The organism is Streptomyces sp. NRRL S-244 (assembly GCF_000717915.1).
Lineage (GTDB): Bacteria > Actinomycetota > Actinomycetes > Streptomycetales > Streptomycetaceae > Streptomyces.
In genome coordinates, this window is the sequence record NZ_JOCX01000010.1 from 118,016 (window position 1) to 139,512 (window position 21,497).

Sequence of the window (21,497 nt, forward strand, 5' to 3'; positions counted from 1 at the left end):
TCCACGGGCTCCATACGCTCCACACGCTCCATACGCTCCACGGGCAAGAACAACTCGATGTTCAGCTCGCTGAAGATCCGGAACTACCGGCTCTTCGCCACGGGACAGGCCGTCTCCAACACCGGCACCTGGATGCAGCGCATCGCCCAGGACTGGCTGGTCCTGTCCCTGACCGGCTCGGCTTCGGCCGTCGGCATCACGATCGCGCTGCAGTTCCTGCCGATGATGGTGTTCGGCCTCTACGGAGGCGTACTCGCGGACCGGCTGCCCAAGCGGCCGCTGCTGATCGCCACGCAGACCCTGATGGGCCTGACCGGTGTCGCCCTGGCCGCCCTCACCCTCGCCGGACACGTCCAGGTCTGGCACGTGTACCTCGCGGCCTTCCTGCTCGGCCTCGTCACCGTCGTGGACAACCCCGCGCGGCAGACGTTCGTCTCCGAGATGGTCGGCAAGGAGCAGCTCGCCAACGCCGTCAGCCTGAACTCCGCGAACTTCCAGTCCGCGCGGCTGGTCGGCCCGGCGATCGCCGGTGTGCTGATCACCGCCGTCGGCGTCGGCTGGGCCTTCCTGCTGAACGGGCTGTCCTTCGCCGCGCCCGTCGCCGGCCTGCTCCTGATGCGGACCCGCGAACTGCACCCGGTCGAGCCGCAGCCGCGCGCCAAGGGGCAACTGCGGGAGGGTCTGCGGTACGTCGCCGGCCGCCCCGAGCTGATCTGGCCGATCGTGCTGGTGGGCTTCATCGGCACCTTCGGGTTCAACTTCCCGATCTGGCTGTCGGCGTTCGTCAGCGACGTGTTCCACGGGGACGCGGGCACGTACGGGCTCTTCAACACGCTGATCGCCGCGGGCTCCCTGGCGGGCGCGCTGCTGGCGGCCCGGCGCGGGCACTCGCGGCTGCGGCTGCTGGTCGCGGCCGCCGTCCTGTTCTCCGCACTGGAGGTCGTGACGGCCTTCGCGCCCGGCTTCTGGCTGTTCGCGGCGCTGCTGGTGCCGATCGGGATGTTCGGTCTGACGGTCAACGTCACCGCGAACGCGAGCGTCCAGATGGCCACCGACCCCGAGATGCGGGGCCGGGTGATGGCGCTGTACATGATGGTGTTCACCGGCGGCACCCCGATCGGTGCGCCGGTCGTCGGCTGGGTGACGGACACGTACGGGGCCCGGATCGGCATGGCCGCGGGCGGCCTCGCCTCCCTGGCCGCCGCCGCGACGATCGCGGTGATCCTGTCCCGGGTCGGCAACCTCCGCCTGAGCGTGAGCCGCCGCGGAGTCACGTTCGTCCCGTCGCCCCGCCCCCGCGAGCTGGTGACGGCGGCCTGAGGCCCTGTCGTCAGTCGCGCGGCTTGCGGCGCAGGAGCCGCTTGGCTCCGAGGACCAGGACCGTGCCCACGGCCAGGACGGCCGCGCCCTTCGTGAAGCCGCCCCCGCCCTGCTCACCCGCAGGGCCGGGGGCACCGGCGGCCGGGGTCGCGCCCGGCTTCGCCGGGGCCGCCGAGCCGCCGGACGCCGATGCCGCCTTCACCGGAACCGCCACCACCCGGCTCGACTCCCCCTCCGATCCGAACAGCAGCGTCGTACCGTCCGCCGAGTACGTCACCGACTCGGCCTGCCCCTGCCACGGCGCGTCCACCCGCTCGCCCTCGCCCTCCGGCTTCCCGTCCTTCCAGGGATAGGTCTTCGCGAAGAAGTAGCCGCGCAGCGTCAGTCGGCCGCCGTCCGGGGAGAACGCCCCGTCCGTCACCCACGGCAGGTCCGCGATCCGCCGGAACACGTTCGTCCCCGAAGCCGACAGCTTCTCCGGCCCCTCGTACAGCCCGCCCTTGTCCTCGCTCTTGCTCGCGATGTAGACCCGGCCCGTCACCGGATGCACCATCAGCGCCTCCGCGTTGCGCGCCCCGTCCGCGTACTTCACCGTGAACTGCTCGGCCTTGACCGTGACATCGGCCAGCTGCTTCGGCTCCGGGAAGCGGTAGATCCAGACGTGGTCCCAGGTCCCGTTCAGGTTGTCCCCGATGTCGCCGACGTACAGCTGCCCGTCCGGGCCCAGCGAGATCGCCTCGACGTCGCGCGGGGTGCCCACGCCCGTCAGCGTCACCCTCGCCACGGTCTTGCCCGTCGCCGAGTCCACCGCGTAGACGTACGGGCCGTCGTCGCTGTCGTTGTGCGTCCAGTACACGCCCGGGTGGATCCGGCTCGCCGCCAGCCCGCTCGACTCCTTGATCCGCGGATCGGTGATCGTGAACCCGGAGGCGCCGGCGGCGGACGACCGGGCGACGGACGAGCCTGCGACGGACGACTCGGCAGCGGCGGCGGCCGAACCCGGCAGCACGACAAGGGCAATGACGGCGGTCAACGGCAGCAGGCGCATACCCCAAGCGTGCCAGCCCGCCCCGCGTGTCCGGCATCACAGGGGCTCCCGGCGCGTGATCCGCGATGATGACCGGATGCGTTTCATGTTCGTCGGCGATTCCATGACCATCGGACGCGCCGGCGACTACACCTGGCGCTACCGGATGTGGCAGCACCTGGGTGCCGTCCCGGGCGGCCCGTACGAGATCGTCGGCCCGCGCACCGCGCTCTTCGACACTGTCGCGAACGAGCCGGTCAGCCACGCGTACGCCGACCCCGGCTTCCCGGAGCACGCCCGCCGCCACCTCGCCGGCTGGGGCGAGGGCTGGCAGCACATGGCCCCCCTCATCGGCTCCGCCGTCCGCTCCGGCGAGCCCGACGTGCTGCTCGTCTCCCTCGGCCTGATCGACCTCGGCTTCTACACCGGCGCCGAGGAGACCGCGGCCAACGCCCGCCGCTTCATCGCGGAGGCCCGGGCGGCCCGGCCGGACATCCGGATGGTCCTGCTCCCGGTCATCCCGAACGTGCGGGCCGAGTCCGACGCGCCGTTCGCGGCCGAGGTGGCCCGGTTCAACGAGCTCCTCGCGAAGGCCGTCGCCGACCTGTCGACCGACGCCTCGCCGATCCTGCTGGCCGCGCGCCCGGCCGCGTACGAGATCGCGCACGACACGTACGACGGCACCCACCCCAACGCCTCGGGCGAACACCGCCTGGCCGGGGAGTTCGCGGCGGTCCTGCACCAGGCCTGGGGCATCGGCGGCCCCTACCGAACCCTCTGACACCCCGTAGGGCCGCACCCGGCATTCCGGCCGTGGCCCTGTCTCCGTGCGTATCGTTGTACTACGCGGCTGCCCGCGACTGCGCGGCAGCGGGGAGGAGCGCCACGATGACCGTCGTGGAGACCGACAGGATCGAGATGGCCGACATCAGCAGCGAGCATGCCTTGGACGAGATGTTCGAGGCGCTTGAGCCCGTCCCCGAGGGATTGAAGGTCGAGATCGTCGAGGGGACCGTCTACATGTCGCCGCAGCGGGACACGCACTGGGAGATCATCCGCAGGATCGTCCGTGCACTGGAAGACGAGTTCGGCATGGGGGTCAAAGCCCTCTCGGACGTACGCATCGACTTCCCGGGTCGGCTGAACGGGTTCGCGCCGGACGTCGCGCTGCTCAGTACCGATGCCACGAAGGACGAGTCGGCTCACTGGCGCCACGAGGACGTGGAATTCGTCGCCGAGGTGATCTCCAAGGGCACCGCGGCGAACGACTACGGCCCCAAGAAGGCCGCGTACGCCACCGCCGAAGTGCCCGCGTACCTCATCGTCGATCCGTACACCCGCCGCTGCGTGCTCCACACCCGGCCCAAGGACGGGGACTACGCCACGGAGACGAAGATCGCCTTCGGGGACGAGATCGACCTCACGGACGCGGTGGAGGGCCTGAAGCTCGACACCTCCGAGTTCCCCCGCGACTGATCCGCGCCGCGGTCCGCGACCGGTCGGCGCCCCGCACCGGGGCGCGGACCGGTCGCGCCGTCACCTCGGCCGGATCACCAGGCGAAGGCCTCGGGCGAGGGCCCCGGGCCGGGGAAGACCTCGTCCAGGCCGGAGAGCACCTCGTCCGACAGCTCCAGGTCCAGCGCCCGCAGCGCGCTCTCCAGCTGCTCCGCCGTACGGGGACCCACGATCGGCCCCGTCACCCCGGGCCGGGTCAGCAGCCACGCCAGCGCCGTCTCGCCGGGCTCCAGGCCGTGCTTGTCGAGCAGGTCCTCGTACGCCTGCACCTGCGCCCGTACGGAGGTGTTGGCCAGGGCGTCCGCGGAGCGCCCGGAGGCGCGGCGGCCGCCCTCGACCTCCTTCTTGATGACGCCGCCCAGCAGCCCCCCGTTCAGCGGGGACCACGGGATCACCCCGAGCCCGTACTCCTGCGCGGCCGGGACGATCTCCATCTCGGCGCGCCGCTCGGCGAGGTTGTACAGGCACTGCTCGCTGACCAGCCCGACCGAACCGCGCCGGGCGGCCGCCTCGTTGGCCTGGGCGATCTTGTAGCCGGGGAAGTTCGACGACCCGGCGTACAGCACCTTGCCCTGCTGGATCAGCACGTCGACGGCCTGCCAGATCTCCTCGAACGGAGTCCGGCGGTCGACGTGGTGGAACTGGTAGAGGTCGATGTAGTCCGTCTGGAGCCGCTTGAGGCTGGCCTCGACGGCCCGGCGGATGTTCAGCGCCGAGAGCCGGTCGTAGTTGGGCCACGGGTCGCCTTCGCCGGCCATGTTCCCGTACACCTTGGTGGCCAGCACGGTCTTGTCCCGCCGGCCGCCGCCCTGGGCGAACCAGGTGCCGAGGATCTCCTCGGTGCGGCCCTTGTTCTCGCCCCAGCCGTAGACGTTGGCGGTGTCGAAGAAGTTCAGGCCCGCGCCGAGCGCGGCATCCATGATCGAGTGGCTGGTGGGTTCGTCTGTCTGCGGACCGAAGTTCATCGTGCCGAGTACAAGTCGGCTGACCTTGAGTCCGGTGCGTCCGAGCTGTGTGTACTTCATGAACCCCAAGCCAATCGCCTGGAGTCCACTCCAGGCAAGGGCCCGCGCGGGCGGGATGCCGTCGGCGGGTCGCCGTCCGGGGCGCGGCTACTGGCCCACGGCGGCTGCCACGGCCACTACGACGAACATCAGCACGAGTACACCGGCCATCACACGGTTTCGGGTCTTGGGATCCACCCGTCGAGCGTAACGCGGGCGCCGGGGTTCCCGTACCGAGGGGCCTCAGGCGGCCAGCGGCCAGGCCTCGACCACCTCGTAGCGGGGCTGCTCCCCGGGGATCCCGCCCGTCGGGAGGTTGCTGCGGACCAGGCTGAGCTCCCCGGCCCGCCAGGGCGTGCCCTCGAAGCCCGCCAGGGCCTCGACGTACGGGTGCATGTCGGCGCCGGTGCGGCTGCGGGCCAGGGTGAGGTGGGGGGTGTAGCGGCGGTGGTGCTCCATCGGCACCCCGGCCCGGCGGGCGGCGGCGTCGGCGCGCTCGGCGAGCATCCGCATCGGGTCGAGCCCGCCGGCCGCGCCGACCCACAGGGCCCGGTCGCCGAAGTGCCCGGAGCCGTGGATGCGCAGGCTGAAGGGTTCGGTGCGGTGGGCGGCGCGGGCCAGGCGGGCGTGCAGGTCCACCAGGAGCTCCTCGCGCACCTCGCCCATGAAGGCGAGGGTGAAGTGCCAGCCCGCCTCCCCCGTCCAGCGCAGCCGGTCGTCCCGGAGGGGGGCCACGGCTTCGCGCAGCTCCTCGACGGCCTGCTGGGGCGGCATCAACGCGGCGAACAGCCTCATGGGCGCGAGCCTAACCCGGACGACGGGTCAGGCTCGCGCCGGGCGGGTTACGCGTCCGCGATCGGGATCTGCTGAGCCGTCGACGACGCCGGCGTCTTGCCGTTCACCGGGGTGGTGTCCGGGGCGGCGGCCGGCTGGGACATCGACGAGAGCAGCTGGCGGGCCAGGCCCAGGCCCGTGCCGCCCATGGTCAGCGCCTTGGCGAACATCTCCGACATGCCCTCCGCGCCGTTCAGGAGGACCATGTGCTCCACGTTGCCGAAGGCACCCGCGCCCGCCTCCACGATCGCCGGCCAGTTCTCGGCGAGCTGCTGGGCGACGACCGCCTCCTGGTTCTCGGCCAGTGCGGCGGCGCGCGCCTTGATGGCGTCGGCCTCGGCGAGGCCCTTCGCCTTCGCCGACGCCGCGACCGCGAGCCCCTTCGCCTGGGTGGCAGCGGCCTCGGCCTCACCGGTCGCCCGGGTGGCCTTCGCGGCCGCCAGACCCCGGGCCTCGGTGGCCGCCGCGTCCGCGGTCGCCGCCGTCGTGACGCGCGTGGCTTCGGCCGCGGCCGCCAGCTCGGTCTCCTTGGCCTTGGCCTGCGCCGCCGAGATGCGGGCGTCGCGCTCCGCCTCGGCGCGGGTGCGGGTCTCGTACGCCGCCGCGTCCGCGGGCTTGCGTACGTCCGCCTGGAGCTGCTGCTCGCGCCGGTGGGCTTCGAGCTCGGCGACGCGGGTCTCCTGTACGACGACCTCCTGGCGGGCCGCGGCCTCCGAGAGCGGGCCCGCCTGGCGGGCGGTCGCGGCGGCCTTGTCGCGCTCGGCCTGGTAGCCGGCCTGGAGGATCTCGCTGTCGCGGGTGGCCTCCGCCATCCGCGCGAAGGCGGTCTGCTCGGCCTCGGTGGCCAAACGGTTCGCCTCGGCCTGCGCGATGCGCGCGTCCCGCTGGACGGCGGCCGCGTGCGGCATCGCCAGGTTCTTGATGTAGCCCGTCGGGTCCTCGATCTCGTGGATCTGGAGCGAGTCGACGATCAGGCCGAGCTTCTCCATCTCCGTACCGCAGGCCGCCCGGGTCTGCCCCGTCAGCTTCTCCCGGTCGCGGATCATGTCCTCGACCGTCAACCCGCCCACGATGGACCGCAGATGGCCGGCGAAGACGATGTGCACCCGCTCGGGCATCATCTTCTGCTGGTCCAGGAAGCGGCGCGCCGCGTTCGCGATGGACACGAGGTCGTCGCCGATCTTGAAGATCACGACGCCCTTGACCCGCAGCGGGATGCCCTGGTGGGTCACGCAGTCCACGTTCAGCTGGGTCTCGTTGAGGTCCAGCGAGAGCTTGCGCACCGCCTGCACACCGGGGACCACGAGGGTTCCGCGCCCGGTGACGATCCGGAACCCCATGCCCTCGCCGATGCCCTCGGTGCGGTGCGTGGAGCCGGAGATGACGAGTGCCTCGTTCGGTTCGGCCACTCGCCACATGAGCTTGAACAGGCCGATCAAGGCCAGGATTGCGGCGAGAACGATTCCCGCCACGACGCCGATAGCCATCGGCAACGCCCCCTTATCGCAGTGCCGTTCGACACTGACGAGGGCGAGTGTGCTCCTGCGGCGGGCCGTTAAGAAGACGCTGGCGCTTTCTTGTCGCCATCTTGATACGAACCACATCCGCCCAGGTGGCACCGGGGCTCAGTTGTCGTACGCCGCCATCACGTACACCGTGCGCGGCGGCAGGTACTCGACGACGGTCACGACCGTTCCGACCGGCAGCCGGCCCGTCCCGTGCGCCGGATGGGCGAGGAAGTGCTCCGCGCCGCCCCGGATGCGGACGATCACCTCGCCCACGAGCCCGGGGCCCACCGTCCCGGTCACCCGGCCGTCCAGCCCCACCATGCCGTCTTCCCCCATGCGCCGAGGGTACGCCGCCGGGGGACGGCCGTCGCTCCGTACGACTACGAGTGCCCGAGGTCCGCGGCCGGGAGGTCCGTCGAGGGGACCGAGCCCGTGTCGGGGGCCGGGCGCAGCGGGAACTCGTCCGTGGCCATCGAGTCGAGCACCGGCGGCGCCGGGCGCAGCGGCTTCGGCATGACCGCGGCCTCCGAGTGGCCGCCGCAGCCGTACGAGAGCGAGACGAGGTGCCCGTCGGCCGGGCCGAACTCGTTGGCGCAGACCCCGAAGGCCTGGCCCAGCGAGCCGCCGATGGCGACGAGGAACCCGCAGGAGACGCAGGAGGCGGGCGCGGCCTGCGCCATCGGGGTCTTGGCGCCGAAGGACTCGTCCCAGCGGTCGGCGGCGCTGTGCAGCCCGTACCGGGACAGGACCCGGGCGCGCCGCATGCCGAGCTCCTCGGCGACGGAGGTGATGGAGCCCCGTACGGGGACCACGGCGCGGTCGGTGACGTCGGCGTCCTCGGCCTCGACCAGTTCGGCCATTTCGGTGGAGACGACCGAGTTCGGCGGCGGCGCGTCCTCGCCCGACCAGCCCGGCTCCAGCCGCAGGTCCTCGGCGTCGGTGGGCAGCAGGTCGCCGGGGCCCATGTCGCCCGGGCGCAGCCGCTCGCTCCACGGCACCCACTCGGGGGCGAGGAGGGCGTCGTCGCCGGGAAGCAGCACCGTTTCGTCGAGGGTGACGTTCTTGGCGCGGGAGGCGCGCGTGACGGTGACGGCCCAGCGCCAGCCCCGGTAGCCGGGGTCCTTGCACTCGAAGAAGTGCGTGACGACCCGGCCGCCCTCCGCCACGGCGGAGACGTGCTCGCCCACCACGGAGGGAGCGGCGGCTTCCTCGGCCGCCGTGCGGGCGAGGTCTACCGCCTCGGCGCACAGGCGGTCGGGGGTACGGCTTCGCGTCGTCGCAGCACTCACAGGTCTCGTTCTCTCCTACGCCGTCTCACGAGTGCGCCGTCCGTACTGTCGTCCTGAACGACCCGTCGGTCCTGTCCGTACGTGGCGCGGGCGGAGCGGACCAGAGGGCCGCGTCGACGTCCGCACCCGATCGGCCTCGGGCGCACCTACCTGCCATCCATTCTGCGGGATAGCGAAGAGGCGCGCGGCCGAGAGCAACCGCCGGTGGCGCGCTACGCACGCTACCTCCTCCGACGCCTTGGGCCCACATGCAAGGTCCGATTCGCGGACGAGACCGTGTGCCGACATCGCCCCTACGACCTCCCGACGCCGGCCCGACGCCGGCCCGACGGCGATCCGTCGGGCGCCCGTAACGCGCCGGGACGGGACCGGCAGGGGCGCGTGGGGCACTATGGCGGGTGTGGCACCCGTACGGTCGTCCCGCGACGGCTCGGGACCGGCCAGGCGGGCCGGCCGGGCCGTCGGGCGTGCCCTGCAGCGCCCCTTCACCGGTACGGCGCGCGGGATCCGGCGGGCCACGCACGCGCACGGGGCGGGTGAATCGGGTCTCGGCAAGCTGATCGAGCTGCACGCCATCAACGGCGCCGGCGATGTGATGATCACCGTGGCGCTGGCCTCGACGGTGTTCTTCTCGGTACCCACGGACGAGGCACGCGGCCGTGTCGCCCTGTACCTGGCGATCACCATGGCCCCCTTCACCGTCCTGGCCCCGGTGATCGGCCCGGCGCTGGACCGGCTGCCACACGGCCGGCGGGCCGCGATGGCCTGCGCGATGCTCGCGCGGGCGCTGCTCGCGGTGATGATGTCGGGCGCGGTGGCCACGGGCGGGCTGGAGCTCTATCCGGCGGCGCTGGGCGTACTGGTCGCGTCCAAGGCGTACGGGGTGGTCCGCAGCGCGGTGGTGCCGCGGCTGCTCCCGCCGAATTTCTCACTCGTCAAGGCGAACTCCCGGGTCACCCTGGCGGGCCTGCTCGCCACCGGCGCGGCGGCGCCCGTCGCGGCGGGGCTGCACGCCATCGGCCCGCCGTGGCCGCTGTACGGGGCCTGCGCCATCTTCGTCTGGGGCACGTTCGCGGCGTTCTCGCTGCCGCACAAGGTGGACGAGGCCAAGGGCGAGCGGCGGGCCCGGCTGTCCACGCACGAACCGCACTCGCGCAAGCCGGGCCTGCGCACGGTGAGCCCGTCGGTGCTGTGCGGCCTGCTGGCGAACGCCTCGATGCGCGCGCTGTCCGGGTTCCTGATCTTCTTCCTGGCGTTCCTGCTGCGCGAGCACCCGCTCGCCGGACAGAGCGCGGCGGTCTCGCTGGGCATCGTGGGCGTCTCGGCGGGCCTCGGGAACGCCTGCGGGACGGCGGCGGGGGCGTGGCTGCGGGCGCGGGCCCCGGAGACGATCATCGCGTCGGTGCTGTCGGTGACCCTGGGGGTCGCGATCATGGCGGCGGTGTTCTTCAGCGGGCTGTTCATGGCCGTGCTGGGGGCCACCGCGGGCTTCTGCCAGGCGCTGGCCAAGCTGTCGCTGGACGCGATGATCCAGCGGGACGTGCCCGAGGCCGTACGGACGTCCGCGTTCGCCCGTTCGGAGACGCTGCTCCAGATGGCGTGGGTGCTGGGCGGCGCGATCGGCATCGTGCTGCCGCTGAACGGGGTCCTGGGCATGGCCGTGGCCGCGGCGATCGTCGCGGCGGGCACCGTGATGGCCCTGCGCGGCCGCCTCTCCGCCCCCCGCCACCACCAGTCCGGCTCCCCCCGCCCCCGAGTGGCGTAGGGCGTGTCCGGCGGGGTGTCCGGCGGCGTGTCCGGCGGGGTTTCTTGTGGATCATGCCGGGCAAACCGGCCGGGCCGGGGCGTGCCGCGCGCCGCGCGGCAGGCCACGGACACCCCCGTGCGGCGGCGGAGCGGGGTGGCCCGATAGCCTTCGGCTCATGACCGCACCGCTTTTCTCGGGTAGGGGCCGCCGCAGCGTCGCGGCCCTCGGAGCCGTGTCCGCCGGCCTCCTCCTTCTCTCCGCCTGCGACAAGCCGACGCCGCTGGCCACCGTGACGGTCGGCACGTCGTCGGTGTCCACCGAGGCCGTCTGCTCCGACGCCAAGGAGCTCTCCATGGACAAGGTCCAGGAGTGCCTCACCGATATGAAGGACGCCAAGACCATCGACTACGGCCGCGGGGACACCCTGCGTCTGGGCGTCGAGCCGGATGTCGTCGAGGACGGCAAGCGGTGGCAGGCGGTCCTGGACGGCCAGCCGATCACCGAGCCCTCCTCCAACACCTACCGCAGCTTCCCGGGCGCCGACCTCTTCGCCACCGGCGGCCAGGGCGAGGCCCCGTCCTCCAAGAAGCTGAACATCGTCCAGGTCGGCGAGGACGGCAAGCCGCTCGCCGTCTGGGCCTACAACGTCAAGCTCAAGTAGCCACGTACCGACGGTGCGCGCGCTCATCGTGACCGCGGTGGCGGCGGAGGCAGACTCCGTCGTCAGTGGCCTGACCGGGTCCCCCCCTCATCCGGACCCGGTGACGCCGGAGCCGCGCGCCCTTCCCGGCGGATACCTCCTCTCCCGGCGCGATCTGCCCGGCCTCGCCGCCGACGTCCTCGTCGGCGGGGTGGGGCCGGCCGCCGCCGCGGCCGCCACGGCCACCGCGCTCGCGCTGGCCGAGTACTCCCTCGTCGTATCCGCCGGGATCGGCGGCGGGTTCGCGCCCGCCGCCCCGGTCGGCTCCCTCGTGGTCGCCGACGCCGTCGTCGCCGCCGACCTCGGGGCCGAGACCCCCGACGGCTTCCTCGACGTACAGCAGCTCGGCTTCGGGCACAGCGTCCACCTGCCGCCCGCCGAGCTCGCCGCCCGCGCCGCCGAGGCCACCGGGGCGCTGCTCGCCCCCGTGCTGACCGTCTCCACCGTCACCGGCACCGCCGAGGGCGCGGCCCGGCTCGCCGCCCGGCATCCGCTCGCCGGGGCCGAGGCCATGGAGGGCTTCGGAGTCGCCGAGGCGGCCGCCGCCCACGGGCTGCCCGTACTGGAGATCCGCGCCGTGTCCAACGCCGTCGGCCCCCGCGACCGCGACGCCTGGCGGATCGGGGACGCGCTGGCCGCGCTCACCGCCGGATTCCGCGCCCTGGGGCCCGTACTCGTCACCTGGGGAGAACGCCATGAGCACCGCTGACCGGCCCGCCGGACGACCCGCCGGACCGCTCGCCATCGCCTATTCGCCCTGCCCGAACGACACGTTCGTCTTCGACGCCTGGGCCCACGGCCGGGTCCCGGGCGCGCCCGGCCTCGACGTCACCTTCGCCGACATCGACATCACCAACGGCATGGCCGAGCGCGGCGAGCTGGACGTGCTGAAGGTGTCGTACGCCGTGCTGCCGTGGGTGCTGGAGGAGTACGCCCTGCTGCCGTGCGGCGGGGCGCTCGGGCGTGGTTGCGGACCGCTCGTCCTGACGCGCGAGGCGGGGGTGGACCTGGCCGGCAAGACCGTCGCCGTGCCCAGCGAACGCTCCACCGCCTACCTGCTGTTCCGGCTGTGGGCCGCGGACGTGCTGCCCGAGGGCGTCGGCAAGGTGGTCGTGCTGCCGTTCCACGAGATCATGCCGGCCGTCCGCGACGGCCGGGTCGACGCCGGACTGGTCATCCACGAGGCCCGGTTCACGTACCAGGACTACGGGCTGCACTGCCTGGCCGACATGGGCGAGCACTGGGAGTCCACGACCGGCCTGCCGATCCCGCTCGGCGCGATCATCGCGAAGCGCTCGCTGGGCGCCGAGACGTTGCACGCGCTGGCCGAGTCGGCCCGTACGTCGGTCCGGATGGCATGGGACGACCCGGAGGCTTCCCGCCCGTACGTCCGCGCCCACGCGCAGGAGCTGGACCCGGCCGTCGCCGACCAGCACATCGGGCTGTACGTCAACGAGTTCACCGCCGACCTGGGCGATTCCGGTTACGCGGCGGTGCGCGGGCTGTTGACGCGGGCCGCGGCGGAGGGTCTGGTACCGGCCATCGCGCCGGGGGCGCTGGACTTCCCGTAGGCCGTTTCAGGCCGCTTCCCGGCCGTTTTCACGTACCTGCGACGGTGCCCCGGCCCTCTCGGAGGGCCGGGGCACCGTCGTGCGTACGGGCTCGGTACGGGCTCAGACGTCGAGCTGGTCGGCCACCGCGCGCAGCAGGCCGGCGATCTTCGTGCCGTGCACCTTGTCGGGGTAGCGGCCGCGCTCCAGCATCGGAGTGATGTTCTCCAGCAGGGTCGTGAGGTCCTGCACGATCGAGGCGAGCTCGTCGGGCTTGCGGCGCTGAGCGGCCGCGACCGAGGGCGCCGGGTCCAGCACCGTCACGGAAAGCGCCTGGTCACCGCGCTGTCCGGCGACTACGCCGAACTCGACGCGCTGGCCGGGCTTGAGGGCGTCGACCCCGGCCGGGAGCACCGACGAGTGGACGAAGACGTCTCCGCCGTCGTCGCGGGAGAGAAAGCCGAAGCCCTTCTCACTGTTGAACCACTTGACCTTGCCGGTAGGCACGTCCGTCCTCTGTCCTTGTGCTCGTCGGGGTCCGGCACTCCGCGCGGCGGGTCCGGACAACAGCGCAGCGGGTCATGGTGACCCGCCGTATCCAGGCTAGTGGGCGTTTCACAGGAGACAAGACGTTCCCCGGTCCTTCGCCGGCTCTTCGCACTTCGGCTGCGCTGTCGGCTGCTTCGGCCAGGGAACTACCCTGGTGAGGTGACTGTTACTCCTCATTCCGACGAAGCGCGGCCGGGCGACGGCCTGGTGCGCGCCGGTGGCATCGTGTTCATCGTGGGCGCCGTGGCGACCCTCGCGACGATGGCCCCGCTGTTCCTGGACGTCGACCCGTTCCCGTCGTACGCGTGGGCCGTGTGCATGCTGATGGGCGTCGGCTTCCTGATCTCCGCCGCGGGCGTGCTGCGCTCGGCGGCTGCCCAGCGCCGGGCCGCCCGGGCGTCCCAGGCCTGACGCCCCCTCGGGCCGGACCTCGGGGGTCGGACCCGCGGGCTCAGACCGCCTGCGTGCGGACGTACTCCGCGAGCCACTGCGGCAGCGCGGTGAGGTCCGGCAGCACCACGTCGGCGCCCGCCTCCCGCAGTTCCGGCTCGGGGCACGGGCCGGTCGGCACCGCCACCGACAGCGCACCGGCCGTACGGGCCCCGCGTACGTCGCCCACGTGGTCGCCGACGTAGACCTGCGCCCCGTACTCGCGCAGCGCGCCCGCCTTGGCCTCGGCCCACAGCCAGCCGACGACCGCGTCCGGCTCGATGCCGAGGTGCGCGAGGTGCAGCCGGGCGTTGGGCTCGTGCTTGGCCGTGACGACGATCGCGCGGCCGCCGAGCGCCTGGACGGCCTCGATCGCCTCGCGGGCGCCGGGCATCGCGGGGGTCGGCTCGATGGCGTGTGCGGGGTAGATCTCCCGGTAGCGGTCGGCCATGGCGGGGATCTCCGCCTCCGGGAACCAGTACGCGAGCTCCTCGTCCAGCGGCGGACCGAGCCGCGTGACCGCCTCGTCGGCATCGATGAACGTACCCGTCTCGGCCGAAAGCGCCTGGTAGGCGGCCTTGATTCCGGGGCGCGAATCGATGAGGGTCATGTCGAGGTCGAAGCCGACCGTCAGCTGGGCGGACGCGGCGGGCACGGCGGGCACTGCGGGCACGGCGGGGGTCTCGGAGCTCATGCACCCATTGTGCCGAGCCGGGGCCGCCGGGCGGGAACATAGACTTAGCCTCGCCTTACCGGACAGTGAAATTTGGTGACATGTCAGCGCCCGCCCCCGTGGCCCCCGTCCCGCGCGTGGCCCCCGTCACACGTGCCCTGACGGTCCGTCGTACCGCGTGGACCGCGGCCGGGAGCGCCGCGCTGGTGTGCGCCGTGATCCTGAGCCTCTCCGTCGGCGCCCGCTCCATACCGCCCGGCGAGGTGTTCGACGCGCTCCTGCGGGGTGCGGGCGGGCCCGACGCCGACGTCGTCCGTACGCTGCGCGTCCCGCGCACCCTGATAGCCCTGATGGTCGGCGCGGCCCTAGCCCTCGCGGGCACCGCGCTCCAGGGCATCACCCGCAATCCGATAGCCGACCCCGGCATTCTCGGCATCAGCCAGGGCGCCGGGGTCGCCGTCGTCTGCGCCATCTCCTTCGCGGGGGTGCACACGCTGGGCGGGTACGTGTGGTTCGCCTTCGCCGGGGCGGCGGTCGCCGCGGTCGCGGTGTACGCGGTCGCCTCCGGCGGGCGCGGGGGCGCGACCCCCGTGAAGCTGGCGCTGGGCGGGGCCGCGATCAACGCGCTGCTGGTGTCGGTGACGATGGCGGTGCTGACGACGAAGGCGTCGACGCTGGACGAGTTCCGGTTCTGGCAGGTCGGTTCGCTGGCCGGCCGGGACTTCGAGGTGGTCCACCGGATCTGGCCGTTCCTGCTGTTCGGCGCGGTCCTGGTGGTCTTCGTGGCGCGCGGCCTGGACGCGCTCGCGCTCGGCGAGGACGTGGCGACGGGGCTGGGCCAGAACGTGGCCGTCGTACGGGTCGTCGGCGGTCTCGGGGCCACCGTGCTGACCGGCGCCGGGGTCGCGGCGGCCGGGCCGATCGCGTTCATCGGGCTCGCGGTGCCGCACATCGCGCGGGCGGTGGTCGGCGGCGACCACCGCTGGGTGCTGCCGATGGCTGCGCTGATCGGGCCGGTGATGCTGCTGGTCGCCGATGTGATCGGGCGGGTCGTGGTGCCGCCGGGCGAGGTGCCGGCCGGGGTGATGACGGCGCTGATCGGGGTGCCGTTCCTGGTCACGCTGGTGCGGCGCAAGGCGGTGGCCGCGTGAGCGGCGTCTGCGTGGTTCCGGCGGGGTACGCGCTCGTCCGGGCCGGGCGGGGGTCCTTCCTGCTGCACCGCCGCGCCGCCGCGGTCGCGGCCGGGCTGGCGGCCTCGCTGGCCGCCGTGTGCGTGGCGTACCTGTCGGTCGGGGAGTCGTTCACCGCCCCCGCCGAGGTGGTCGAGGTCCTGCTGGGGCAGCCCTCCCCGGACGCGTTCGTCGTCGGGACGCTGCGGCTGCCCCGGATGGCGACCGGCCTGCTGGTCGGCCTCGCCTTCGGGGTCGCCGGCGCGCTGATCCAGAGCGTGGCCCGCAATCCGCTGGCCTCCCCCGACATCATCGGCATCAGCCAGGGCGCGGGCGCCGTCACCGTCGCCGCGCTGACCTTCGGCGTCTCCTCGTACGCCGTCCTGCCGTACCTCTCGGTGCTCGGCGGGGTGCTCGCGGCGGCGCTCGTGTACGTCTTCGCCTGGCGCGGCGGCCTGCACGCGGCCCGGTTCGTGCTCATCGGCATCGGCTTCGCGATCGCCCTGCGGTCGGTGACCACGCTGCTGATGACCAAGGGCGACTACCTGGTGGCCCAGCAGGCGCAGATCTGGATGACCGGCTCCCTCAACGGGCGTGGCTGGGACGTCGCCGGACCGCTGGCCTGGGTGCTGCTGGCGCTGCTGCCCGGCGTCCTGTGGGCCGCGCGGGCCCAGCGCACGGTCTCGCTGGACGACGACACGGCGACCGCGCTGGGCGTCCGGCTGGGCCGGGTCCGCCTGGGCCTGATCGCGCTCGGCGTGGTGCTGGCCTCGGTGGCCACGGGAGCTGCGGGCCCGGTGGACTTCGTGGCCCTGCTGGCCCCGCAGATCGCCCGCCGCATGACGCGGACGGCGCAGATCCCGCTGTTGTGCTCGGCGCTGACGGGAGCGGTGATCGTCGTACTCGGCGATCTGCTGGCCCGGCGGCTGCTGTCCCCGACCGAGCTCCCGGTGGGCGTGCTGACGGCCGCCGTGGGGGCCCCGTACCTGATCTGGCTGATCGTCCGCAGCCGTACCGGCCTGCGTACCGGAGGAGAGTCGTGAGCCGTCTGGCGGCGAGCGGGCTGACGCTCGCGTACGAGGACCGCGTGGTCGTGGAGGACCTGGACCTGGCGGTGCCGGACGGGAAGGTGACGGTGATCGTCGGCCCGAACGCGTGCGGCAAGTCGACGACGCTGCGCGCGCTCGGGCGGCTGCTGCGGCCGCGCGCGGGCGCGGTGCTGCTCGACGGCGCGGCCCTGTCCTCCCTGCCCACCCGGCGGATCGCGCAGACGATCGGCCTGCTCCCGCAGTCCCCGACGGCCCCCGAGGCGATCACGGTCGCCGACCTGGTGGCGCGCGGGCGCCAGCCGCACCAGCGGTGGTGGCAGCAGTGGTCGGAGGCGGACGAGCGGGCGGTGGCCGACGCGATGGCCCGTACGTCGGTCGCCGGCCTGGCGGACCGGCCGGTCGACGCGCTGTCGGGCGGGCAGCGCCAGCGGGTCTGGATCGCCATGGCCCTGGCCCAGGACACGGAGCTGCTGCTCCTGGACGAGCCGACGACGTTCCTGGACATCGCGCACCAGGTGGAGGTGCTGGACCTGGTCCGCCAGCTCAACCACGACCGCGGGCGCACGGTCGTCGCGGTGCTGCACGACCTGAACCAGGCGGCGCGCTACGCGGACCACCTGGTCGCGATGAAGGCGGGCCGGGTGGTGGCGCAGGGCCCGCCGTCGTCGGTGGTGACCGCCGAGCTGGTGCGCGAGGTGTTCGGCCTCGACGCGATCGTCATCCCGGACCCGGTGACGGGCTCCCCGCTGATCGTCCCGTCGGCCCCGTGGAGCCCGCCGGCATAAGCCTCGGCCCTCAGCGGCGGCGGGAGCGCCAGGCCAGGTAGAGGGCCGAGGCGACGGCCGCGCCCCGGGCCAGCCAGGGCCACATGCCCTGGAAGACCCCGCCCAGCCCCTCGTCCGTCAGCGGCGCGCCCCAGCGGCCCTCCAGGCGGCCCCACAGCCACACCACGGCACCCGCGAAGACGGCCCCGGGCAGCCCGAACACGACCGCCTTGCGCTCGGCCGGCCCCAGCACCCGCGAGGCGTACGCGAGCAGCCAGCCGCCGATCAGCAGCAGCCAGGAGCCGGTGACCGCGCCCGCGACGAGCACGGCCGCGGCCAGCAGCAGGAAGGCGTGCGGCTTCGGGCGCGGGGCGGTGGCCGGCGCCTGTGGACCGGCCGCCGCCCCGGCCGCCGCCCTGGCGTCCGCCTTGGCCTTCCGGCGCTGCTTCAGGAACCGTACGAGGCCCCGTACGGCCGAACCGCCCTCGGCGCCGGGCGCACCCTCGGGACCGGCCGCGGGCTCCGGCTTCTTCTCCTCCTCCAGCGGGTTCCTGAACAGCTCCGGGATCTCCACCCCGCCCGCGAAGCCCTCCACCTGCGGACCGGCGCCGAACGGGCCCGGCGCGACGCGCCACCAGTCGGGCTCCGCCCCGCCGTCGGCGCCGAGTTCGTCGAGCCCGGCCAGGTGCGGCGGCGCGGGAGCGGTGTCCGCCGGGCGCGGCTCCGGCACGGCCTTGCGGCGCAGCCGGCCGGGCCCCCGCTGGGTCGGCACCGCCGGAGCCGGCTCCGGGGTGGCGGCCCGCGTCTCGGGAGCCGGCGACGCGCCCATGCCGTCGAGGACCTCCTCCGGCGTACCGATCCGCTCCAGGATGCGCCGTACGGCCGCCGGGGTCTCCGGCTCGTACTTGGCGCGCCGCCGGTCGATCTCGTCCCGCAACCCCGCCACCAGCCGCATCCGGTCCCCGGAGGACAGCTGCCGCCGCTGCGCCAAGTCCCCGACCCGGCTCAGATATTCGTAGACCAGATGGTCGCTCTCGATCCCCATGCCCGGCTCCTCCCGTACCACCCACCGGAAAGGTAGCGCGTGCGCCCGTGGAGCGGCCGAGGGCTCAGCGGATACCGTTGGCCGGATGGGGACCGGCCGACGCGACCATGGAGGCGACCGTGCCTGAGCTGCCCGAGCCCAGCAGTGCTGCGGGAAGCGCCACAGCGAGCAGCGCCCCGCGCTCCCTCGCCGAGGCGCTGCGCGCCCGCGACGACGCGTCGCTCGCCACGCTGCTGCACGCGCGCCCGGACCTGCTCGGCCCGGTGCCGGGTGACATGACGCAGCTGGCCACGCGGGCCGGCACCCGGGCCTCGGTGGTCCGCGCGCTGGACCGGCTCGACCGGTTCGCGCTGCAGACGGCGGAGGCCCTCGCGGTGGCCCCGGACCCGTGCCCGTACCCGGTGCTGGAGTCGCTGCTGGCCGGCGAGCACGGCAGCGGACCCGGCGCGCGGGAGTTCGGCGAGGACAACGGCGCCCGCGCCGAACTCCCGCGCGCCGTGGCCACCCTGCGCGACCAGGCCCTGGTGTGGGGCGACGACGAGCGGCTGCGGCTGGTCCGCACCGCCCGCGAGCTGCTCGCGCCGTCCGCCGGCCGGCCCTCCCCGACCGGCCTCGGGCCGACCGTCGCGGAGGCCACCGCCGGGATGTCGCCGACGCGGATCCAGGAGATCGTGGCGGCCGCCGGGCTGCCCGCCACGCACGACCCGGTGTCCGCGGTGACGGCGCTGACCAGCCTGTTCACCGACCCGGAGCGGATGTCGGCGCTGCTGGACAAGGCCCCCGCCGAGGCCCACCAGGTGCTCGGCCGGCTCGTGTGGGGGCCTCCGTACGGGGAGGTCACGCCGAACCCGACCCCGCCCGTGCGCTGGCTGCGCGACCGCGGGCTGCTGCTGCCGGCGTCGGCGCGGACCGTCGTACTGCCCCGCGAGGTGGCGCTGCACCTGCGCGGCGGCCTCGCGCACCGGGAGACGGAGCCGCTGGCCCCGGCGGTGCCGGCGCACCGCGAGCACCGTCCACAGCTTGTGGACGCCAACGCGGCCGGGCAGGCGCTGGCCGCGCTGGCCACCGTCGAGGAGCTGGTGAAGTCCTGGGAGCACGCCGGGCCGCCGGTGCTGCGGGCCGGCGGACTGTCCGTACGGGACCTGAAGCGGACCGCGGCCACCCTGGACGCCACCGAGCCGGCGGCCGCGTTCTGGATCGAACTCGCCTACGCGGCCGGGCTGCTGGCCAGCGACGGGGAGGCGGACGAGCGGTACGCGCCCACCCCTGCCTTTGACGACTGGGTGGAACTCCCGCCCGCCGAGCGGTGGTCGGCCCTCGCCGAGGCCTGGCTGCCGGCCACCCGGACCGCCGGCCTGGTCGGCGATCAGGACGCCAAGGGCCGCACCCTGTCCGCGCTGGGCCCCGAACTCGACCGCTCCGCCGCCCCCGAGGTGCGCCGACGCGTCCTCGAACTCCTCGCCGCCCTGCCCGAGGGCGGCTCCGCCGACACCGACACGCTGCTCGCGCGGCTCGGCTGGGAGCGGCCGGTACGGGGGACGAGCGTGCTGCGCGCCCACCTCGCGCGGTGGACGCTGACCGAGGCCGAGGTGCTCGGCGTGACCGGCCGCGGCGCGCTCGCGGCGCACGGCCGCGCGCTGCTGGAGCACCGCGATCCGGCGCCGCTGCTGGCGCCGCTGTTTCCGGAGCCGGTGGACCACGTACTGCTCCAGGCCGACCTGACGGCGGTGGCCCCGGGGCCGCTGCGCCGGGCGCTCGGCGATGTGCTGGCCGTCCTCGCGGACGTGGAGTCCAAGGGCGGGGCGACCGTCTACCGCTTCACGCCCGGCTCCGTACGGCGGGCCCTGGACTCCGGGCGGACCGCCTCCGACCTGCACGCCTTCCTCGCCGAGCACAGCATCACGCCGGTTCCGCAGCCGCTGGCGTACCTGATCGACGACGTGGCCCGGCGGCACGGGCACCTGCGGGTCGGCGTGGCCTCCTCGTACGTGCGCTGCGACGACGACGGCATGCTGAACGAGATCCTGGCCGACCGGCGGTCCGCCGGGCTGGGGCTGCGGCGCCTGGCTCCGACGGTGCTGGCGGCGCAGGCCGAACCGGGCGCCCTGCTCGACGGGTTGCGGGCGATGGGCTACGCCCCGGCGGCCGAGTCGCTGACCGGGGACGTGGTCGTGGCGCGGGCCGACGCCCACCGGACGCCGGCGCGCTCGGCGCCGGTCCCGGTGCCGGACGGGCCGCCGGTACCGGACGCGACGCTGCTGGGCGCGGCCGTACGGGCGATCCGCGCGGGCGATCTGGCGGCGACGGCGGTGCGCAAGGCGCCGGCCGCGGCATCCGTCGTACCGGGCGAACTCCCCCGCACGAGCGCGGCGGAGACCCTGGCCACGGTGCAGGCGGCCGCGCTGACCGGGTCGGCGGTGTGGATCGGGTACGTGAACGCGGACGGCGCGGCGAGCCAGCGGGTCATCGCCCCGGTCCGGGTGGAGGGCGGCTTCGTCACGGGGTACGACCACACGGCGGACGAGGTGCGGACGTACGCGCTGCACCGGATCACGGGGGTCGCGGAGCTGGCGGAGGAGCACCTGTAAAGCGCAGGAGCACCTGTAAAACGGCTCGCGGCACGGCATCCCCACCGAGCACCCTGGCCGCATGCAAGAAGCGCAGAACAAACAGAACAACCGGCAGATCAGGGCCGCCCACACCGACACCACGGTGACCGTCTACCAGGCGTACGCGCCCGCGCTGGGGCTGCCCGCGGCCCGCGACGGCCGGTTCCCGCCCGCCTGGAAGCGGGAGCGGATGACGTGGATCAAGCCGTCGTTCCTGTGGATGATGTACCGCTGTGGCTGGGCCACCAAGGCCGACCAGGAGACGGTGCTGGCCGTCGAGATCACCCGCGCGGGCTTCGACCACGCGCTGCGCCACGCCTGCCTGTCCCACTACGAACGCGGCACCCACACCGACCACGAGGCCTGGCAGCGGGCCCTGCGCGACTCCCCCGCCCGCGTCCAGTGGGACCCGGAGCGCGACCTGCACCTGAACCCGCTGGACCACCGCTCGCTCCAGCTGGGCCTGTCCGGGCCGGCCTCGCGGGCGTACGCCGACGAGTGGACGGTCTCCATCCGCGATGTGACCCCGCTGGCACGGGAGATCCACGGCCTGGTCCGGTCCGGCGACGAGGCCGCGGCGCGGGCCCTGCTGCCCGTGGAGACGCCGTATCCGGCGGGGTCGCTGGAGCACCTGGGCGCGTAGCGGTCCGCGGCACGGAAAGCGGAATGCGAAGCATCGTTTTCGCAGCTCAGGGAGGGTGGAAGGGCGCTTCCGG

The 21,497-nt window shown here is 73.9% G+C and carries 22 protein-coding genes; 13 read left to right on the forward strand and 9 right to left on the reverse strand.

All coding sequences use genetic code 11. The features are described from left to right. The first annotated feature begins 57 nt into the window (after positions 1-57). Positions 58-1,320: an MFS transporter gene (locus tag IF02_RS0114395; protein ID WP_030156889.1), complete on the forward strand. Its 1,263-nt coding sequence runs from the start codon at positions 58-60 to the stop codon at positions 1,318-1,320. 10 nt (positions 1,321-1,330) lie between these two features. On the opposite strand, the gene IF02_RS0114400 is transcribed toward IF02_RS0114395, so the two are convergent. Next, positions 1,331-2,368, reverse strand: coding sequence for a membrane protein (locus IF02_RS0114400; RefSeq protein ID WP_030156890.1), 1,038 nt, complete (start codon positions 2,366-2,368; stop codon positions 1,331-1,333). 76 nt (positions 2,369-2,444) lie between these two features. Between IF02_RS0114400 and IF02_RS0114405 the strand changes: the two genes are divergently transcribed. Both IF02_RS0114405 and IF02_RS0114410 read left to right on the forward strand, forming a co-directional pair. Beyond that, a complete protein-coding gene (locus IF02_RS0114405; protein WP_030156891.1) occupies positions 2,445-3,128 on the forward strand; it encodes a GDSL-type esterase/lipase family protein in 684 nt (227 codons plus the stop codon). Positions 3,129-3,235: 107 nt separating this feature from the next. Next, positions 3,236-3,823 (forward strand): Uma2 family endonuclease, encoded by a 588-nt coding sequence (locus IF02_RS0114410; RefSeq protein ID WP_030156892.1) that lies wholly within the window; start codon positions 3,236-3,238, stop codon positions 3,821-3,823. Positions 3,824-3,897: 74 nt separating this feature from the next. On the opposite strand, the gene IF02_RS0114415 is transcribed toward IF02_RS0114410, so the two are convergent. The 5 genes from IF02_RS0114415 to IF02_RS0114435 all read right to left on the reverse strand — a co-directional run bounded on the left by IF02_RS0114415 (position 3,898) and on the right by IF02_RS0114435 (position 8,497). Continuing rightward, the gene (locus tag IF02_RS0114415) at positions 3,898-4,887 is read right to left on the reverse strand and encodes an aldo/keto reductase (RefSeq protein ID WP_030156893.1); all 990 of its coding nucleotides are present in this window, start codon (positions 4,885-4,887) and stop codon (positions 3,898-3,900) included. Between the two features lie 222 nt (positions 4,888-5,109). Beyond that, entirely contained in the window at positions 5,110-5,661 is a 552-nt protein-coding gene (gene thpR / locus IF02_RS0114420; RefSeq protein ID WP_030156894.1) for an RNA 2',3'-cyclic phosphodiesterase, read from the reverse strand. 47 nt (positions 5,662-5,708) lie between these two features. Beyond that, positions 5,709-7,193: a flotillin family protein gene (locus IF02_RS0114425; RefSeq protein WP_030156896.1), complete on the reverse strand. Its 1,485-nt coding sequence runs from the start codon at positions 7,191-7,193 to the stop codon at positions 5,709-5,711. A 132-nt stretch (positions 7,194-7,325) separates the two neighbouring features. Continuing rightward, positions 7,326-7,544, reverse strand: coding sequence for a hypothetical protein (locus tag IF02_RS0114430; RefSeq protein WP_030156898.1), 219 nt, complete (start codon positions 7,542-7,544; stop codon positions 7,326-7,328). Positions 7,545-7,588: 44 nt separating this feature from the next. After that, complete coding sequence (locus IF02_RS0114435; protein ID WP_030156899.1) at positions 7,589-8,497, reverse strand: DUF3027 domain-containing protein; 909 nt, start codon at positions 8,495-8,497, stop codon at positions 7,589-7,591. Positions 8,498-8,888: 391 nt separating this feature from the next. On the opposite strand from IF02_RS0114435, the gene IF02_RS0114440 reads away from it, so the two are divergent. The 4 genes from IF02_RS0114440 to IF02_RS0114455 all read left to right on the forward strand — a co-directional run bounded on the left by IF02_RS0114440 (position 8,889) and on the right by IF02_RS0114455 (position 12,515). Further along, entirely contained in the window at positions 8,889-10,262 is a 1,374-nt protein-coding gene (locus IF02_RS0114440; protein WP_030156901.1) for an MFS transporter, read from the forward strand. A gap of 157 nt (positions 10,263-10,419) precedes the next feature. After that, positions 10,420-10,905 carry a hypothetical protein gene (locus tag IF02_RS0114445; RefSeq protein WP_030156903.1) on the forward strand — a complete coding sequence of 162 codons (486 nt, stop codon included), beginning with the start codon at positions 10,420-10,422 and terminating at the stop codon, positions 10,903-10,905. A 13-nt stretch (positions 10,906-10,918) separates the two neighbouring features. Then, the gene (locus IF02_RS0114450) at positions 10,919-11,653 is read left to right on the forward strand and encodes a futalosine hydrolase (protein ID WP_030156905.1); all 735 of its coding nucleotides are present in this window, start codon (positions 10,919-10,921) and stop codon (positions 11,651-11,653) included. Beyond that, the gene (locus IF02_RS0114455) at positions 11,640-12,515 is read left to right on the forward strand and encodes a 1,4-dihydroxy-6-naphthoate synthase (protein WP_051696220.1); all 876 of its coding nucleotides are present in this window, start codon (positions 11,640-11,642) and stop codon (positions 12,513-12,515) included. The genes IF02_RS0114450 and IF02_RS0114455 overlap by 14 nt, the downstream gene beginning before the upstream one ends. Before the next feature lie 102 nt (positions 12,516-12,617). Here IF02_RS0114455 and IF02_RS36085 read toward each other — a convergent pair whose 3' ends face one another. Continuing rightward, positions 12,618-13,001 carry a cold-shock protein gene (locus IF02_RS36085; RefSeq protein ID WP_030012939.1) on the reverse strand — a complete coding sequence of 128 codons (384 nt, stop codon included), beginning with the start codon at positions 12,999-13,001 and terminating at the stop codon, positions 12,618-12,620. Positions 13,002-13,202: 201 nt separating this feature from the next. On the opposite strand from IF02_RS36085, the gene IF02_RS0114465 reads away from it, so the two are divergent. Beyond that, entirely contained in the window at positions 13,203-13,454 is a 252-nt protein-coding gene (locus IF02_RS0114465) for a hypothetical protein (RefSeq protein ID WP_030156909.1), read from the forward strand. 40 nt (positions 13,455-13,494) lie between these two features. Here the strand turns inward: IF02_RS0114465 and IF02_RS0114470 are convergent, their stop codons facing one another. Further along, positions 13,495-14,166: an HAD family hydrolase gene (locus IF02_RS0114470; RefSeq protein WP_051696221.1), complete on the reverse strand. Its 672-nt coding sequence runs from the start codon at positions 14,164-14,166 to the stop codon at positions 13,495-13,497. Between the two features lie 80 nt (positions 14,167-14,246). Here IF02_RS0114470 and IF02_RS0114475 point away from each other — a divergent pair, with 80 nt between their 5' ends. Genes IF02_RS0114475 through IF02_RS0114485 form a run of 3 tightly spaced genes read left to right on the forward strand, consistent with a single transcriptional unit; the run spans position 14,247 to position 17,148 of the window. After that, entirely contained in the window at positions 14,247-15,296 is a 1,050-nt protein-coding gene (locus IF02_RS0114475) for a FecCD family ABC transporter permease (RefSeq protein WP_030156913.1), read from the forward strand. Next, positions 15,293-16,357, forward strand: coding sequence for a FecCD family ABC transporter permease (locus IF02_RS0114480; RefSeq protein ID WP_030156914.1), 1,065 nt, complete (start codon positions 15,293-15,295; stop codon positions 16,355-16,357). The genes IF02_RS0114475 and IF02_RS0114480 overlap by 4 nt, the downstream gene beginning before the upstream one ends. Next, a complete protein-coding gene (locus tag IF02_RS0114485) occupies positions 16,354-17,148 on the forward strand; it encodes an ABC transporter ATP-binding protein (RefSeq protein ID WP_030156916.1) in 795 nt (264 codons plus the stop codon). Before IF02_RS0114480 ends, IF02_RS0114485 begins: the two co-directional genes overlap by 4 nt. Before the next feature lie 10 nt (positions 17,149-17,158). On the opposite strand, the gene IF02_RS0114490 is transcribed toward IF02_RS0114485, so the two are convergent. Further along, the gene (locus IF02_RS0114490) at positions 17,159-18,172 is read right to left on the reverse strand and encodes a hypothetical protein (protein WP_030156917.1); all 1,014 of its coding nucleotides are present in this window, start codon (positions 18,170-18,172) and stop codon (positions 17,159-17,161) included. A gap of 107 nt (positions 18,173-18,279) precedes the next feature. Here IF02_RS0114490 and IF02_RS0114495 point away from each other — a divergent pair, with 107 nt between their 5' ends. Further along, on the forward strand, positions 18,280-20,760 hold the full coding sequence (locus IF02_RS0114495) for a helicase C-terminal domain-containing protein (protein ID WP_051696236.1): 2,481 nt from the start codon (positions 18,280-18,282) through the stop codon (positions 20,758-20,760). A 61-nt stretch (positions 20,761-20,821) separates the two neighbouring features. Next, positions 20,822-21,424 (forward strand): DUF4291 domain-containing protein, encoded by a 603-nt coding sequence (locus IF02_RS0114500; RefSeq protein WP_030156921.1) that lies wholly within the window; start codon positions 20,822-20,824, stop codon positions 21,422-21,424. Positions 21,425-21,497: the final 73 nt, after the last annotated feature.